The sequence below is a fragment of the candidate division WOR-3 bacterium genome (assembly GCA_013177935.1).
GTDB lineage: Bacteria > Hydrothermota > Tepidihabitantia > Tepidihabitantales > Tepidihabitantaceae > Tepidihabitans.
In genome coordinates this window covers 315795-333006 of the sequence record JABLXZ010000004.1, presented here as the reverse complement: position 1 = coordinate 333006, position 17212 = coordinate 315795, and the positions used below count along the sequence as shown (strand labels likewise).

14 protein-coding genes are annotated in these 17212 nt (G+C 51.4%); 9 read left to right on the top strand and 5 right to left on the bottom strand.

What is annotated here, in order from left to right; translation table 11 throughout:
• The first annotated feature begins 386 nt into the window (after positions 1-386).
• Together HPY86_08160 and HPY86_08155 are read left to right on the top strand one after the other, a co-directional pair.
• A complete protein-coding gene (locus HPY86_08160; GenBank protein ID NPV14886.1) occupies positions 387-1691 on the top strand; it encodes a T9SS type A sorting domain-containing protein in 1305 nt (434 codons plus the stop codon).
• Between the two features lie 82 nt (positions 1692-1773).
• Entirely contained in the window at positions 1774-2481 is a 708-nt protein-coding gene (locus tag HPY86_08155; protein ID NPV14885.1) for an anaerobic ribonucleoside-triphosphate reductase activating protein, read from the top strand.
• Here HPY86_08155 and lipB read toward each other — a convergent pair.
• The 5 genes from lipB to purD are packed head-to-tail and all read right to left on the bottom strand — an operon-like array spanning position 2397 to position 7976.
• Entirely contained in the window at positions 2397-3116 is a 720-nt protein-coding gene (gene lipB, locus HPY86_08150) for a lipoyl(octanoyl) transferase LipB (GenBank protein ID NPV14884.1), read from the bottom strand. The genes HPY86_08155 and lipB overlap by 85 nt on opposite strands.
• 9 nt (positions 3117-3125) lie before the next feature.
• The gene (gene lpdA / locus HPY86_08145) at positions 3126-4529 is read right to left on the bottom strand and encodes a dihydrolipoyl dehydrogenase (protein NPV14883.1); all 1404 of its coding nucleotides are present in this window, start codon (positions 4527-4529) and stop codon (positions 3126-3128) included.
• Between the two features lie 5 nt (positions 4530-4534).
• Positions 4535-5686 (bottom strand): acyl-CoA dehydrogenase, encoded by a 1152-nt coding sequence (locus HPY86_08140; protein ID NPV14882.1) that lies wholly within the window; start codon positions 5684-5686, stop codon positions 4535-4537.
• 22 nt (positions 5687-5708) lie between these two features.
• Positions 5709-6683 (bottom strand): low molecular weight protein arginine phosphatase, encoded by a 975-nt coding sequence (locus HPY86_08135; GenBank protein NPV14881.1) that lies wholly within the window; start codon positions 6681-6683, stop codon positions 5709-5711.
• A 6-nt stretch (positions 6684-6689) separates the two neighbouring features.
• Positions 6690-7976 (bottom strand): phosphoribosylamine--glycine ligase, encoded by a 1287-nt coding sequence (gene purD / locus HPY86_08130; protein NPV14880.1) that lies wholly within the window; start codon positions 7974-7976, stop codon positions 6690-6692.
• A 559-nt stretch (positions 7977-8535) separates the two neighbouring features.
• On the opposite strand from purD, the gene HPY86_08125 reads away from it, so the two are divergent.
• The 7 genes from HPY86_08125 (at position 8536) to HPY86_08095 (ending at position 17170) form a co-directional block, all read left to right on the top strand.
• Positions 8536-8700, top strand: coding sequence for a hypothetical protein (locus HPY86_08125; GenBank protein ID NPV14879.1), 165 nt, complete (start codon positions 8536-8538; stop codon positions 8698-8700).
• A gap of 44 nt (positions 8701-8744) precedes the next feature.
• Positions 8745-9701 (top strand): hypothetical protein, encoded by a 957-nt coding sequence (locus HPY86_08120; GenBank protein NPV14878.1) that lies wholly within the window; start codon positions 8745-8747, stop codon positions 9699-9701.
• Positions 9686-10657, top strand: a complete 972-nt coding sequence (locus HPY86_08115; protein NPV14877.1) for a hypothetical protein — start codon at positions 9686-9688, stop codon at positions 10655-10657. Before HPY86_08120 ends, HPY86_08115 begins: the two co-directional genes overlap by 16 nt.
• A complete protein-coding gene (locus HPY86_08110) occupies positions 10651-12069 on the top strand; it encodes a hypothetical protein (GenBank protein NPV14876.1) in 1419 nt (472 codons plus the stop codon). The genes HPY86_08115 and HPY86_08110 overlap by 7 nt, the downstream gene beginning before the upstream one ends.
• Before the next feature lie 9 nt (positions 12070-12078).
• Entirely contained in the window at positions 12079-14148 is a 2070-nt protein-coding gene (locus HPY86_08105) for a hypothetical protein (GenBank protein ID NPV14875.1), read from the top strand.
• A gap of 178 nt (positions 14149-14326) precedes the next feature.
• Positions 14327-15910 carry a type II/IV secretion system protein gene (locus HPY86_08100; protein ID NPV14874.1) on the top strand — a complete coding sequence of 528 codons (1584 nt, stop codon included), beginning with the start codon at positions 14327-14329 and terminating at the stop codon, positions 15908-15910.
• An 18-nt stretch (positions 15911-15928) separates the two neighbouring features.
• Positions 15929-17170, top strand: a complete 1242-nt coding sequence (locus HPY86_08095; protein NPV14873.1) for a type II secretion system F family protein — start codon at positions 15929-15931, stop codon at positions 17168-17170.
• Positions 17171-17212: the final 42 nt, after the last annotated feature.

Below are 17212 nucleotides of genomic sequence, written 5' to 3'. Positions count from 1 at the left end.
GATATTGACAAAAAAGAAAAAATGTTTAAATTATAATGTGATGTTAGAAAAGGGCACAGACCAAAATCGCGATGAACTAATCTGGCGTCACGCTGATGTGCCTGCCGGTGTATATTTTTACCATCTCAAAACCCCAACCGGTGAGGTTGGCGGAAAACTGACAATCATCCGTTAAGGGGGCATCAATGACACCCCTGGCATATAAAATTCGGTACCTGATTGGGCTCATAATTGTGCTTGGCTGTCTTATTAGGCTCCAGGGTCAGATAACCTTCTGGCGCCACTCTAACAATGTTTTCTTTGGAAGTATGCCGGGATCTAACTCTATTGTGGTTCTACCTGATTCAGGTTATTTGATAGAGGTCGGGGTTATTGATTCCGCCAATATGAACGGTGGATACGCTGGGTTGTATCGGTTTTCCCCTGAGGGTGATTCCCTCTGGCTTAAATACTATCCACCCCGTTTCCCTGGGCACTCGAGTTTTCGTCATATCTGTCAAACCCTGGATGGCGAATATGTTGCCACTGGGGGTTGGGTGGTTTATGAGCCGCACACAACCAATGCACGCGAGATTATTGCAAAGATAGGTCCACTTGGCAATCTGCGCTGGATTAAATTTTATGATTGTACGGATGAAAACGGTATAGATTTCTCGGGGCTATGTCCTACTCCAGATTCCGGTTTTGCGGTAACGGTGGTTTTGGACAAGGAGAACGGGAATGAGTGGGAAACTCACTGGCAGTTATGGAAATTTGACCGGGCGGGCAATCTTTTATGGACAAAAGAGTATCCACCGCTTCACGATTCTACCCTTGCGCTCCTCCGGCTGCAAAAGTCATCAGATGGTGGATTCATACTTGGCTGTCGGGTGGAGTTATTACATGGACTGACCCTTACCTCGGCGCTGGTGAAAACTGACCGGTTAGGTAACATCCAGTGGATAAGTGTTTTTAATGACACCGCCCTGGATAGGGCGGTCATTTCAGATTTATGTGAGACTGCGGACAGTGGTTATGTCGCCTGTGGTCCAACCGCCTGGTCAGAAAAGATGGGCACGTGGGCCTGGAAAGTTGACCGGTGGGGTAATGAGCAGTGGCGCTATGTGCTTCCCCATATTCGTTATCCTCTTTGGTATCTCTGGACAGTTACCCCAGCTAGTGACGGTGGCTGTGTTGTTGGGGGCCGTTGTGAACTCACCCCTTACTATGCATTAGCAAAGTTGATTCGCTTTAACCGCTCGGGCGAGGTTGTCTGGGTTCGGGATTTTGGTACCCCAGACTCAAATCATTTCTCTGACATCTATTGTGCCGAAACCGCCTTAGATGGGGGATTTCTGTTTTCCGGATATCTGGGGAATTATAATTGTTTTGTTAAGACCGACTCATTGGGGATGGTACATCCGGGAATTGCAGAGCAGAGAAAAAACCTAAAGCCCCGAGTCCAGCCTGTGGTTTTCCCCAATCCCGTGCGAAAGCGGGCTTTCATTCATTACTATGCTGTTACCACGGGGCGGTTTTCGCTTGTCGTCAATGATGCGGCAGGCAGGCAGGTAGGTCAGTGGGAATTTGATGTGCCGGCGGGTCCGGGTGTATTCAACTGGGAGGCAAAAGGTTTGAGTCCCGGGATATATTTCTTAGGAATCAAAACCCCTGATGCCTGCACAAAGGTCAAGGTGTTGCTTCTGAAATAGCCATAAAATGGATATGTAAGGACACGCTGCAGCGTGCCCCTATTTTACTTGACTCAGGCGGTGCACGGTTTATTATTCGGCGATGCGCATTCTCGGCTTCATCCCAACATCACTCGTGGACTGGGATGGCAAAATCACCTCGGTGATTTTTATCGGCGGCTGTAACTTTGTCTGCCCTTTCTGTCATAACAGTTCCATCGCCAACGACGACCCAAGCCTGCCCCAGATTACCTGGGACGAACTTAAGCCCGAACTGGAGCGGAAACTGGGCTGGCTCGATGGGGTTGTCGTGACCGGTGGGGAACCGTTAATGCATCCCGAGATATTTCAGTTGTGTGCCGATATCAAGCGGCTGGGGTTAAAGGTGAAACTGGACACCAACGGCTCGTTCCCCTATGCCTTAAAACGGGCAATGGCGTTGCAACTGGTTGACTTTGTGGCGATGGACATCAAGGCGCCCCTTGACGAGCGTTATTCCATCGCGAGCGGTCGGGACCTGCCCAACCTGGCGCCGCTGCGCCGTTCCATCAAACTGCTGTTGCAATCGGACAAGGAGGTTGAGTTCCGGATTACGCTGGTGCCCGGTCTGGTTGAGAAGGGTGATATGGCGGAGATTGGTTCCGTTTTGAAGGGAGCAAAACGGGTGGTGTTGCAGCAGTTTGTACCCGAGAATGCCCGTTCTGAGAGTTATCGGAAGAAAAGTCCTTATTCTCGGTCTGATGCGGAGGAGATGCAAAAGGAGTTGAGCCGTTTTGTCAGCGAGGTCAAACTGCGGGGCAAGTTTTTCTGAAATTCAATCCCGAAAATCTGTTCAAATCCGGCGATGACCGCCGCGCGGACAAGAGGCATCGCGTTTTCCCCGCCGCAGCGTTCAATTGTCGTCATTACCGACGGATTTAACCCACAAGGGTTGATGAGTTGAAAGCCGGCGAGTTCACCCTTGACATTGAGGGCAAAGCCGTGGAGGGTGATGTGTTCTTTTACCGCGATGCCCAGCGAGGCGATTTTCTTGTCCTGAACCCAGACCCCAATCTGTTTCGGTTTTACACCGGCGTCAACTCCAAGGTTTTTCAGAGCAAGAATTAACGCCTGTTCCACCATTTCGACAAACCGCCGGATACCGAGGAGCCCGGTGCGCAGGTGAAAAATCGGGTAGCCGATTAGTTGTCCTGGACCGTGATAAGTGATGTCACCGCCCCGTTCAATCTGATAAACTTTTATACCCCGGAGCGCAAGTTCCTCTTCTGAGACGAGCAGGTTTTTTCGGTTTGCCCGGCGGCCAAAGGTGATGACCGGCGGATGTTCAAGCAGGAGAAGGGTGTCATCAATTGTGTTGTTGCGCCGGAGAGAGTGCAGTTCGTACTGGAGTTCAAGGGCTGAACCGTAGTCAACGGTGCCCAGTTGCATCAAAAGCGGGCAACCCATTCTCGATGTTTACCGGTTGACGATGTGAATGGCGCTGCCGAGCAGGGCATGGGCGGTTTCAAACACCAGTTCGCTCATTGTTGGATGGGGATGAACCGGTTTGCCTAACTGTTCCGCGGTTAAGCCCAGTTCAACCGCGGCGGTGATTTCGGCGATGAGGACATCCGCTTGTGCAGCAACAACACCGCCGCCCAGAATTTTCCCGGTTTTTTCGTCCATCACGAGTTTACACATCCCTTCGGAGCGGCTTAAGGTCAAGGACCTGCCAATGGCGTTGACCGGTACCCGGGCGACTTTTACCTTCAACCCCTGTTCTTGAGCCATAGTTTCGGTCAGTCCCACCGTGGCAATCTCCGGGTCGGTGTAAACAACCGCGGGGATGGGCTTTTTTTCGCCGGGAACCGGCTTTTTGCCCAGGGCAAGCGCTTCGGCAAGGTTGAAACCTTCGTACATCGCCTTATGGGCAAGAAGCGGTCCGCCCCGGACATCACCAATCGCATAAACCCCTTTGATGTTCGTTTCGTACTGCCCGTTGGTGACAATAAAGCCGCGCTGGTCAACCTTTATTCCGAGATTTTCAATGCCCAGTTCTGCGGTTCGGGCTGTTCTGCCCACCGCAATCAGCACCTTGTCCGCCTGCCATTCAAGAGGTTCAGGTGCCTGGGCACAAACCCGGGCGTTTTCCGCGGGAACTGGACAGGATAAGCCTTTGACCCCGGTGTGAAACTGAATCCCTTCCCGTTCCATCTGACGCTGGAGAAGGGTGGTAAGGTCGCGGTCAATCCCGGGCAAAATTGAGTCGCACACCTCAAGAACCGTGACTTTAGCACCGAGGCGCCGGAAGATGGTTGCGAACTCCAGACCAATCGCGCCGGCACCGACGATGACGATTGTTAGGGGCAACTGGACCAAATTCAGGGCGCTGTTGGAGTCGATGACATTTTTATGGTTCGGTTCTAATCCAGGTAATATTGCGGGTTCTGAGCCGGTGGCGATGATGATGTAAGGGGCAGAAAGGCGCGTTTCAGTCTCACCGCCCTGAACAACAACCTGGTCCGGTGCAACAATTCGGGCTTTGCCCCGGAACAGTTCCACACCGTTGGCTTTGAACAGGAATTCAATGCCCCGTGCCAAACGGTCGATGATGCGCGCCTTCCAGGAGTTGAGACTAACCGGGTCAAGTTCGGGTGGCTGGAATGTGATGCCCATCACCCGGGCTTCCTGGGCGTTACGGACCACCGCTGCGGCGTGAAGAAGGGACTTTACCGGAATACAGCCCCGATTTAAGCAGACACCGCCGACCCGGGCTTCTTCAACCACCGCAACCTTTTTGCCTAACTGGGCAAGGCGGATTGCGCCGACATAGCCGGCAGGACCGGCACCAATCAGCACCGCATCAAATCGGCTTTCCATACCGTTTACCAGAGGGTTCCTTTAATCAACTCCGAGGCGATGACCAGGCGTTGAATCTGGTTTGTGCCTTCGTAAATCTGGGTGATTTTGGCGTCGCGCATCATCTTCTCTACTGGGTAGTCTTTCATATAGCCGTAGCCGCCCAAAATTTGCACCGCATCGGTGGTGACGCGCATTGCAGTGTCTGATGCCATCACCTTTGCCATTGCCGCGAGACCGGCGATGTTCTTGACCCCGGCATCGGCGGCACGCGCCGCTTCGTAAACCAGTGCCCGCGAGGCTTCAATCTGAATCGCCATATCAGCGAGCATCAGTTGTACCGCCTGGAAACTGGCGATGGGCTGGTCAAACTGAATCCGGGTTTTGGCGTACTCCAGGGCTTCGTCAAGCGCACCCTGCGCAATACCAAGCGCCTGAGCACCAACTCCGGGCCGGGTGCGGTCAAAGGTGCGCATCGTGTGGACAAAACCCATACCTTCGCGGCCACCGATAAGGTTTTCGGCTGGCACCCGGCAGTCCTGGAAGACCAGTTCCGCGGTTTTTGAGCAGCGGATGCCCATCTTGTCTTCAATTTTGCCATAGGTGAATCCCGGTGTGCCATCTTCGACGATGAAGGCAGAAAGCCCGCGCGCCCCGCGTCCCGGGTCAGTGGAAGCGATAACGGTATAAATCTTCGCAACACTGCCATTGGTGATGAACTGCTTGGTGCCGTTAAGGACATAATAGTCGCCTTCGCGCCGCGCCCGGGTCTTCACATTGCTGGCGTCAGAGCCAGCCTGGGCTTCGGTGATGGCAAATGCCGCCAGTTCACCGGCAGCAAGTCGGGGCAAATACTTTTTCTTCTGCTCTTCGGTGCCGGCAAGCAGGATGGGAAAGGTGCCAAGACCACAGGCGGCATAACAGAGGGCAACTGCGCCGTCAATGCGCGACAGTTCCTCAACGACCAGGCACATCTCCATTATGCCACCGCCAAATCCGCCGTACTCTTCAGGAATGTACACGCCCATCAAGCCCAGTTCTGCCATCTCTTTCATCAGGGCGAAGGGGAATTCACCGGTGCGGTCCAGTTCGGCGCGCACCGGCTTGATTTTCTCGACCGCAAAACGCCGGGCAAGGTCCCGGATTTCTTTCTGACTTTCGGTTAAAAAGTACTCCATAATCACTCCTTTTTATCTTCCTTTAATTGTCAGGGTGCGGCTCCGTTTTCCAGCGGTTTTTGAGGTCCGCGGCAACCCGGAGCGCGCCCGATTTGAGTTGCAGTGCGACCTGTCGGTAAAATTCTATTGAACGACCAATCGGGTCGGCAATCTCCTGTTCCTTTTCTGGATAGCCGGCAAGAAGCCGGACTTTGTCTGCCGCCTCAGGCACCTGTTCAAGAATAAACTGGCGCTGAGTTTGTTCCATTACCAGAATCAGGTCCGCTATTTCAACCATCTTTTTGTCCAGTTGCCGCGCCCGATGGCTGGTGATGTCAACACCCATTTCCTTTCCCACAGCAATCGCGAACTGGGTTGGTGGATTGCCAACCGGTGCCGCAATTCCGGCAGAACTGACCACAACCGGCATACCGGTGCAGGTCTGGGACAGAAATGCCGCGGCGAGCGGACTCCGGCAGGAGTTGCCGGTGCAGACAACAAGTACAGAAAGTATCACCCCGGGACTAAGTAAAACCGGTGCACCCAGAATCCGCTCCAATTGAAATACGCCGGCAGCGCCTTTACGCAGAACAACCGGCGGCGAACTGGTAATGTCAAGTACTGTGGGTCCAATGCCGATAGCCATATCCTTACTAAGTCGCATCTTTATCCAGTTGCCCGCCATTTCCAGAAGTTCTTCAAGATTTTCCTCCTGGTCCGGGATGCCAAACCAGACCTTCTGGTCAACAAGACCAACAACCGCTTCTGGCAGTCCTGCGGGCGCGATGGTCCAGCCGGGTCCGCCTTTTTCGGTAATCAAAACCACCGGCAGGTTTAGAAGTCCGGACGATTTCAAATCTGATGAAGGTAATTTTTCGGGGTGCACCAGTTGATAGGCACTGCCGAGCAGGCGGACAATCGTTTCTTTATCGGTGCTCAATATACAGGTTGTGCCGAACAGCGGTGCGAAAACCCCGCCCTTTTGCAGTGCCCGGGCGATATCCTTTTCCTTACCCATAGCGGTTTAAGGGCTGCTAACTGTGCGGGCGAGATGTTTTAACCCTTTTTCACCGATGTCCCGGCGGTAATGCATTCCCGAAAAGTGGATAAGTCCAAGTCCGTAATATGCCCGGTCCCGCGCTTCCGACAAGGTAGAACCCAAGCCGGTAACCGCCAGAACTCTACCACCGTTGGTGACAATCCGGTCGTCCACCGTTTTTGTCCCGGCATGGAAAACGATGGTCTGTTCGCCATCTTCCAGTTTGCCCGAGATGGGCAAATCCTTTTCGTATTTGCCCGGATAGCCCTGAGACGCGGCAACAACGCACAAAGCCCAGCGCTTGCCCCATTCCGGAGTTGTCTGCTCTTCCAAATTTCCAAGTGCGCATTTCAGACACAGTTCGGCAAGGTCGCCTTCAAAAAGGGGAACAATAACCTGGGTTTCTGGGTCGCCAAACCGGCAGTTGAACTCAAGGACCTTTGGTCCCTCTGGGGTGAGCATCAATCCGGCATAGATTGCGCCCCGGTACTCAATTCCTTCCTTTTCCAGACCTTTGAGTAACGGATAAAATATTTCGCGCACCGCCCGCAGGAAAATTTCTTTAGTTACCGCTGGTACCGGTGCATAGGCACCCATACCACCGGTGTTCGGTCCAGCATCGCCATCCAGAAGCCGCTTGTGGTCCTGCGACGGTACAAGGAAGTGGAGGTGTTTGCCATCGCACAGGGCGATGATTGACGCCTCTTCACCTTCAAGAAACTCCTCAATCACCACCTGTTTGCCCGCCTCACCCAGTCTTCCTTCTTTCATAAAACTGTTGAGGGTGGCAATCGCCTCTTCTCTACTACCGGCAACAACCACGCCTTTGCCCGCTGCCAGACCGGTGGCTTTCACAACAATCGGAAACCGCTGGTTCAGGAGATAGTTCTCTGCCCGGTCAAACTCGTCAAACACCGCAAACCGGGCGGTTGGGATGTTGTATTTGGCAAGGAGGTTTTTGGTAAACGCCTTGTCGCCTTCAAGTTGGGCAGCGGTCTTGTTCGGTCCAAACACCTTTAATCCACTCTTTTCGAACTCATCAACCAGACCGGCAACAAGCGGCGCCTCAGGTCCAACCACGGTCAGGTCAATCTTCTGCTTGCGGGCAAATTGAGCAAGGCTTTTGATGTTTAGCGGGTCAATCTCGGTGCACTGTGCCAGCCGGGAAATACCCGCATTGCCGGGTGCGCAGAAAACCTCATGACCGGCGCGGGAAAATGCCCAGACCAGGGCATGCTCGCGACCACCGCTACCAACGACAAAAACCTTCATACTATCCTTCAATCTACCAGTTATCGGCTCTTTGTCAAATCTGCCATATATCACCCTTGCTTCAAAGCGGCGCGGTGATTGGTGTTAGGCTGCTATTAAAGGAAAATGGCACAGAAGTAAGAGCTTTCAAAGAGCGTGAATTGGCAAACAAAACAGGGTCTTAAATATACAGGCTGAGGATTTTGGCTTCTGGTGGGGTATAAAAGGTCGATTTCAGAGCGGGTTTCAGGACGATGGCGAAATTACTCCAGGTCACGATACCAGAGATTGATAACGGTATTAACAGGCTATCTTTTCCGGGATGGGCGACAGCGGCGGTTTCCGTCATAACATTATGGATTATCAATAAGATAGGTGTTGGAGTGATGATGGGAATTTAATCAAGGGTTATGGTACAGGTGGTAAAATGGGCGATGAACGATGGGCTATAGAAGACTATCCCGGGAATTACCCCTGGACTGTGGAGGGTACGGTTTTTTGTCACTTTTTGGTGATTTTTCGCAGATAAATTATAGGAGGCGAAGATACACAAGATTTAGCGCCTTGACAGTACAGGTTTTTGTTGTATAATATCTTGGCGTGGAATTATGATGACCAGCCTACTCTACTCTACTCTACTCTACTCGTTCTATCTTGTGATTTCCAGTTTTGTAACAAATCCGGGGAGGTGATTGGTGGCAGGGTGCGACTCCAGTCCAGAATCGGGCTGGAGTCTTATAACTAAATGCGGCAATAGTAAGAAAAAATAAAAAAGAAGGGAGGTTGAAGATGAAGAACTTTAAAGCCGCATTAGTAATAGTAGCACTCTGCTTAGTATCATTCCCCGGGCTGGTTTTGGGAAGATGGGTTCCACTCGACCCCGTAGGAGGCAATGGTGGTGAGGAAGTCGGTCCTGGTGGATGTAATGCCCGGGGACGCGGTTACACATTTGTTGCGATTGGCGATGTAAGCGATGATATTTATGCCTACTGCCATGAGGGTGACACTTGGTGTGAGTTCATAGACCCGATTCCCGGGTTAATTGATTACGCGGGTGCAATGGCATACGAGCACCATTATGGAGAAAGGTTGTTTGTTGCCGCGGACTATAATAACTGCCTTTGGATTTACACCTTTCATTATCGTACCGGGCTGAAAGGTTCCTGGAACGAAGAACATCCGATTGCGTTGCCCGAGGATATACGATCAGTAGTCGCCCTTGCATTCCAGCCGGTCCTGAGCAGTCCACCCCATCGGGTATTGTTTAGTGGATATCTTTATCTCCTGGCAGATAGTGGGTTATACAAAAGGGCGTTTGACCGGATTCCGATTGCGGTTGATGCACTGGGACCGGAAAATGGTGCGGTAGTAGCCACTGACAACATCTTTCTTGACTGGCTGCCCCATCCAAGGTGGAATACATACAACCTTCAGGTTTCTCTCTCTCCTGACTTCGCGCTACTTTTGGTTGACACAACCGTTGCTGCCGGTGAGTTTTTGCTGGGCTTTTTACAAACTGGAACTTACTACTGGCGGGTAAGGGGATGTTTTGCCAATGCCAGTCCACCAGCATGGTCGGAATGGTCGGCAACCACGAGTTTTTCTGTTGGGATGCAAAAAGGTGTTAAAAGTGTTCCAGGATATCGCCAGTTTCCGGATGATGGGTTGCTGATGGCAGGAGACAAGCCGATTTTTGACTGGGCAAGCGTTACTGGTGCAGTGCCTACCGGTTGCAGGTGGCATTGAACCCTGATTTCTTTGAACCGGTGATTGATGTGACGGTACCGGCGAGCGAATTTATCAGCGATAGCCCGCTTGAGACCGGGGACTATTTCTGGCGCACCTGCTGGCAGGATGTTAATGGCAAGTGGAGCGTGTGGGGTCCGGTTAGTTCATTTATGGTTCAACACGGCTGGGATACCATACCGTTGCCTTTTACCCCTGAAGCGGGTGCGGCAATGTGCTATGCGGAGAAAGATATAGACTCCATAAATCAAGTCGTGGTCCCTGGACTTTATATTCTTGTCGGGGGTAATAATACTGGTTTTTATCGGTATCGACCCGACCTTCCTGCTAATCAAGCGTTGGAGATGCTAAGACCAACCCCTATGTCCCAAAGGCCCGGGTCATCAATAACTTCTCACGATTGGTCGAGTTTGGGGTTACAGAGGATATATGCGATATTTGGTGGCACTCCCGGCGACACTCTGTACCTGTACAGATACCTCACAAAATATAATAGATGGGAGGTTGAAGACCACCGGCCACTTCCACGAGCCTGTGGCTATGGTTCTTGCATTGCTAAAGATGACAGGCACATCTTTTTGACGCTTGTAATCGCAGGAGAATATGAGACAACAAACTTCTATGAAAATCCCAATGTATTTGATCCTGAATCAGAAAATAACGAAGGTGGAATGGCAACTACGGATGAAGAGATGTTAACTCCTGCCGTAAAACTAACAAGCCGTGGTGCTCTTATCTCTTATTTCATTGACAAGCCGGGATATGTGAATGCTGCAGTTTTTGACGCTATTGGTCGCAAGGTGATAAACCTTGCTGCCGAGTATCAGTCTGGAGGTGGACACACTCTGGAGTGGCATTTAACTGACAGTTACGGCAGAAAAGTGGGTGCCGGGATTTTCTTTGTTCACCTTGATATTGATGGGAAACGGTATGTACTAAAAACGACAGTATGGTGAGAGATAGCGCCCGGGAGGGGTTATCAGCCCCTCCCGGGATAATGAAAGGTGGTGTGATGTTCAGGGCAATGATTTTATTGTTGATGTTCTTCTCCTTTGTTCCAGGTCAAATATCGCTTGATACTATTCTTGACATTTCCCCTCTGCCTATCTGGTGGATTTCCCATATACCCGTAGGAAATAAACTGTACATATTCGCCTACTACTCCGGGTACAATGCCTTTTTCATTTTTGATTGCACCAGTCGTCGGGTTTTGCGGCAGATTGACGACATCCCTTTAGGGGAAGTACCGGTGTGGTGTCCGCGTTATAACAAGGTTTATGTCATCCGGGCGCCTGATACCTTGATGGTATTTAACAATGCTAACGACTCAATAATTGGTGTTATCCCAACGCCGTCTGTTTTGAGCGAGGAGCGGTATACGGGGGTGTACAATTCACTGCAAAATCGGATTTATACCGCTTATGGAGGTACTTATGTTTCTATTGACTGTTCCGCAGACACAATTTTCAAACTTGACTCAACCGTTTACGACTTTTTTTTCTCTGGTTTTTCGGTCTGGGATTCTGCAGGAGATAAGATATTTTTTGGGTCCTACGGTTGGGGAAACCGCGGGCAGGTCGCGGTGGTTGACTGCGAAACTGAATCGGTGATAGATGTGATTTACAGCAGGGTGGCGAATCCGGTTGTCGCCGTTTATAATCCCCGATGGCGCAAGTTGTATGTTGGGTCGTATGATGCAAACAGAATCTCTGTAATTGACTGCGTTCACCACTCAGTCATAAAACTGTTAGATTATGTAATGAGCCAAGAACCAGAACGGCATCCTGCGGTATATTGCGAGAGAGAGGACAAAATATACTGGTTAATCTATGGAGAGGAGAGGGAAGAACTTGCGGTGATTGACTGTGCCACCGATTCTATTATTCGGAAGTTACCTCTTGATTACGCGGGTAATTTATGCTATTCGCCATTCACGAATCGGTTATATATATCAAGGCAGAGGTTTGGAAGTTCCACTCCAGAGTTACTTGTTTATGACTGCCACAACGACTCTTTGATTGACCGACTTATTCTCCATCAGGTTGGCTTGACAGGAAGTATGGTTTACAACCCGATTGACAATAAAATATATGCCGGTGCTGGTGGAAAACTGGTTATATTTCAAGAGGAGACACACTCAATAGCGGAAAACGATGGATGGAAAGGTGTTGAGAAGAATAATAAACAGCAAACATTTATCAGGAATCACCTTTACATTGAGGCAGCAACGCAATTACCACTCCTTGACATCACTGGCAGGGCGGTTTTGACTTTGAAACCCGGTCTTAATGATGTGCGGGGTTTGAGTCCCGGGGTTTATTTTATCTCGGGAAATGGGAGCCTGCGGAAGGTGCTTCTGATTAGATAGGAGGCGACGATGAAAAGGCTGTTGTTTGGGTTGCTGGTGATGGTTACTGTTGTGTTTGGTGTTGACTCCTTAAACTGCCGGTTAATGGGTCGCTGGCCCTTTAGCAGGGCTTATAGCATTGCGGCGGAATCGGCACGGAGTCTAATTTTTGCTGATGTCTGGGACGGGGTTTCAATATTCAATGTTGCCCGCCATGGTGTACTGGAAAGGGTTGCGGTTATCAACCGTAGTTTTCGTGAAGTCACGGGCACGGTTTTTTATCACCCGTACCGGCTTTATGTGGTAATACAGGGAAGGGGTGTTGAAATCTACGATGTGACCGATGAGTTAACTCCCCGCTTTCTTGGGCTGGTTACCCATCCGGACTCAATATACGGAATTGCGGTTTCTGGCAACTACCTTTACATCGTTGAAGGTTATTCCGGTTTGCGGATTGTTGATGTATCGGACCCGAGCCAGCCTGAGCCGGCTGGTTATTATGACACGCCCAGTTTTGCCGCTGGTGTAACGGTTTCAGATGGTTGTGCCTATATTGCGGACGGTTATTCGGGTTTACGGATTGTCGATGTTTCAGACCCGTATCAGCCCAGAGAGGTAGGGTACATTGATACCCCGGGTTATGCCTGGCGGGTTGTGGTGCGGGGTGATTATGCCTATGTGGTGGACCTTTATGCCGGGTTATTGATAATTGATGTCTCGGACCCGGCTCATCCAAGACAGTTGGGCAGGCAGTGGGATGCGGCACGGGCGGTTGCGGTTGCGGGTAATTATGCGTATGTTGTGGACCCTTATGCTGGTTTGCGGATAATTGATGTGTCCAATCCGGCAGCACCGGTAGCGGTGGGGTTCTGTGCAATCAACCGGTACTGCGAGGATGTTGTGGTATTGGGACAATACGCCTATGTGGCGCGGGGTGATTCGGGTGTTCAGGGGGTTGATGTTTCGGACCCGACGCATCCGGTAAAGTTTACCCGATGTCAACCGCCGAAAGACATCTGGTCGGTTGCCGTGAACGACAGTTACGCCTATTTAGCCGATGGTGAGAACGGTGTCTGGATTATTGATGTTACCGACCCGGCTCGTCCTTTCTTTGCCGGGGTTTATGACACGCCCTGTTTTGCCTCCGGGCTTTTCGTAGCGGGCGACAACTTGTATGTGGCGGATGCTGCGGCCGGCTTAAGAATCCTTGACATTTCCAACCCGGCTCAACCGCAGGAGGTTGGCTATTATGATACACCCTGCTCGGCACGGGGTGTGGTGGTGAGAGGCAACTACGCCTATGTGGCGGACGCCTATTCCGGGTTACGGATAATTGACATCAGCAATCCGGCAGAGCCAAGGGAGGTGGGTTATTGTGATACGCCGGACTACGCCTGGGGTGTTGATGTCCTTGGGGATTATGCTTATGTTGCGGATGAGGATGCGGGCTTACGGGTAATTGATGTGTCAAACCCGGCTCAGCCCGAAGAGGTTGGTCATTATGACATTGCTTACTTTTATGATGTGGCGGTTTCAGATAACCATATTGCTATACTTGCCCGAGGTCATTTTGCGGTCATTGATGTTACCAACCCATACAATCCGGTAAGAGTGACATCACATTGCACGATAACATCCGGGGTTACAATCTCGGGTAATTATGCCTATTACCGTGACCTAATCAATGGCGTAATGTCTCCTTACGGGTTAGTGGTTTTGGATTTATCCAGTCCGGACACATTTCCGGTATGTGGTTATTACACCGGTGTTACCGGTTATGGTGATGTGGCGTATTCTGGCGGATATGTTTATGTGAGTGAGCCGCACGGTTTTGCCATTTTACAGTTTTACGGTGCGGGTGTTGAGGACAGGACAAAACCCGATGAAATTAACAGAAAACCATCCGCCACCATTGTGCGGGGCAGTTTGAGGTTGACGGTAAGCCGTGCTGCGGGTAAAAAGGTGGAACTGATTGATGCGCTGGGCAGGAGGGTTTTAGAACTTGTGCCGGGTGAAAACGATGTGCGGAGTTTGAACCCCGGGGTTTATTTTGTGCGAACTGAGAAGGGGAACGTTAATCGGGTGGTGGTTGTCCAGTAAATCGGGCTGATTATTGAGCCCGGTTTAAAGCCACTCCTGTTCTGTCTGACATTTCACAATTGCCAATTACATCTTATCTGATTTGTTGACAAGTGGCAAAATTTTGGTGTATAATTATTTGCAAATGAGTCTTGTTAAAACAGGTAACTGGGCAAGAGCCCATTAAAGGAGGCGTAAGATGGCAGACGAGCAGACGCCAATTGAAGAGAGCGGTTCCGCACTGGAACAGCGCTACGGTGTACCATTTATTGATCTGACAACATTTAAACTTGATTCCGAGGTATTGCAACTTTTCCCGGAAGAGTTTTTGCGCAAGAATAAGTTAATCCCACTTTTCCGCTCGGGCAATACCCTGGCGGTGGCAATGGTTGACCCGGGCGACATTTTTACAATTGATGAGGTAAGGAGGACAACCGGTATGGAGGTTGAGCCGATGGTTTGCCGGGAGATTGACCTTTATCAGGCGCTAAACCAGTACTATGCGGCGCCAGAGCCAACCGATATCCCGGATGAGCCCGAGGTCACAAGCCTTGACGACCTGCCCGAAGAGGAGAGCGCCGCAGTTGCCGAGCAGGGCTTGGAGCCGCGCAAATTAGAGGAGCTGGCATCCGAAGCACCGGTGGTGCGATGGGTGAACCAGATGATTATCCGTGCGGTGCGAGAAAGGGCAAGTGACATTCATATTGAGCCAACCCGGGAAGGGTTGCGGGTCCGGTTCCGCATTGACGGTATTCTCCATCCGATTGTCTCACCGAAGAAGGCGCTGCAGTTAGCGGTTGTTTCCCGTATCAAGATTATGTCCCGGATGAACATTGCCGAGAAGCGGGTGCCGCAGGACGGACGTTACGGCGCAATCGTTGATGGCCGGGAGATTGACTTCCGTGTTTCCACATTCCCGACGACCTACGGCGAGAAGGTGGTGATGCGTATCCTCGACCGGATGCGCCTGCTGTCGCTGGACGAACTGGGTCTGGTGGAGGAGTCTTATGAGACCCTGCGGGAGATGATTGCTAAGCCGCACGGTGTTATTCTCATCACCGGGCCTACCGGTTCGGGTAAGTCGACAACGCTGTACGCAATTTTGAACGAGATTCGCTCCGGTGACAAAAATATCATCACGATTGAGGACCCGGTGGAGTACGACATTGACGACATCTGCCAGTCCCAGGTGAATGAACGGGCTGGTTATACATATCTGGTTGGGTTGCGCCATATCCTGCGTCAGGACCCGGATGTGATTATGATTGGTGAGATTCGTGACGCCGAAACCGCTGGAGTGGCGATTCGTGCCGCCCTTACCGGTCAGCTGGTTTTCTCAACGATTCACACGAATGACGCACCAGGTACCGTAACCCGTTTGATTGATATGGGTATTGAGCCGTTTCTGGTTGCCTCGGGTCTGGAAGGTGTTGTTGCCCAGCGACTGGTACGCCGGATTTGCCCGAAGTGCAAGGTTCCCTATGACCCACCGGCGAAAATGCTGGAGGAGTTTGAACTGCCACCGGGCACGAAGTTTTACAGGGGTAAGGGCTGCGAGCACTGCCGGAACACCGGTTACCGGGGCCGGATGGGAATATTTGAGGTTATGAAGTTGAATGACCGAATACGAGAACTGGTTGTTACCCGACCGCCAACATCGGCGATTCGGGCGCTGGCGCGGGAGTACGGGATGAAGACATTGTGGGAGGACGGTATGCGTAAGGTCCTCAACGGTGTAACAACAATTGAAGAAGTGATGGACGAGGCGGAAAAGGTCGATTAATTTAGAAAGGGAGGAGCCATGCCGCTGTTTCGTTATAAGGTCCGTGATAAGGAAGGAAAGATAATTTCCGGAACAATTGAGGGCACGGATGTGGCGAGCGTAACCGAGAAACTGGACAGTTTCGGTTATGTGCCGATTACCATCCGGGAGGAAAAGGCGGCAGTAGCAGGACCGTCGTTTGATTTAAGCCGGTTCTTTGAGCGGGTGAAGCCAGCCGACTTGATTAACTTCACCCGACAGTTTGTCACGCTGCACCGTGCCGGTTTGCCGATGCTGACCGCAATCGGTGCGTTGCAGGCGCAGACCAAGTCCAAGGCGCTTGCCAAGGCGCTGGATGCCATCCGTAAGGATTTGATGGGTGGTGCGGCACTGTCGGTGGCGATGGCGAAGCATCCGCGGGTTTTTAACGAACTGTATGTCAACTCAATCTGGGCTGGTGAGACCGGTGGTGTTCTTGACGACATCCTTGACCGGTTGGTGATGCTTTTAGACCACGAGCGGAAACTGAAGTCCGATGTCGGCAGTGCGATGCGCTATCCGATAATCCTGATGGTAACATTCGTCGTCGCTGTTGCGGTGTTAGCGACTTTCGTGTTGCCCAAGTTTGTGTCGTTGATTGCTACGGTGGGTGGTAAGATGCCGCTGCCGACCCAGATTCTGTTGATCGTGACCAATTTTATGGGTAAGTACTGGTACCTCCTGGCGCTGGTTCTGGCTGCAGCGGTGGTGCTGTTCTATATGTTCATCCGGACCAGTGTTGGCCGAATGTGGTTTGACCGATTCAAGTTACGACTGCCGATATTTGGGCCCATCATCTACAAAATGGCACTCTCCCGATTTGCCCGAATGTTTGAAACCCTGGACCGAACCGGGTTGCCAATTCTGCGCAGTTTAAACCTGGTGTCCAAGACGGTGGGTAATGTCTACCTGGCACAGGCGATTGACAAACTGGCGGAAAGTGTGCGTCGGGGTCGTGGTCTGGCAACACCGATGCGGGAACTTGGAGTCTTTCCGCCGATGGTGGTACAGATGGTGGCAACCGGTGAGGAGTCTGGAGCGCTGGACGATATGTTGAAACAGGTTTCCGACTACTATGACAGCGAAGTTGAGTATGCGGTGAAGAACCTTACCGGCATGATTGAGCCGATAATGATTCTGTTTATGGGTATCGCCGCGGTGTTTCTGATTGTCGCGATAATTATGCCCTATATGTCGATTCTTACCAGTTTCGGTTCGGGTGGCGGTTACGGAGTGCACTGAGGTATAAGAGAAAAATTTTCACGGCAGAGCCCAGGGCGCAGA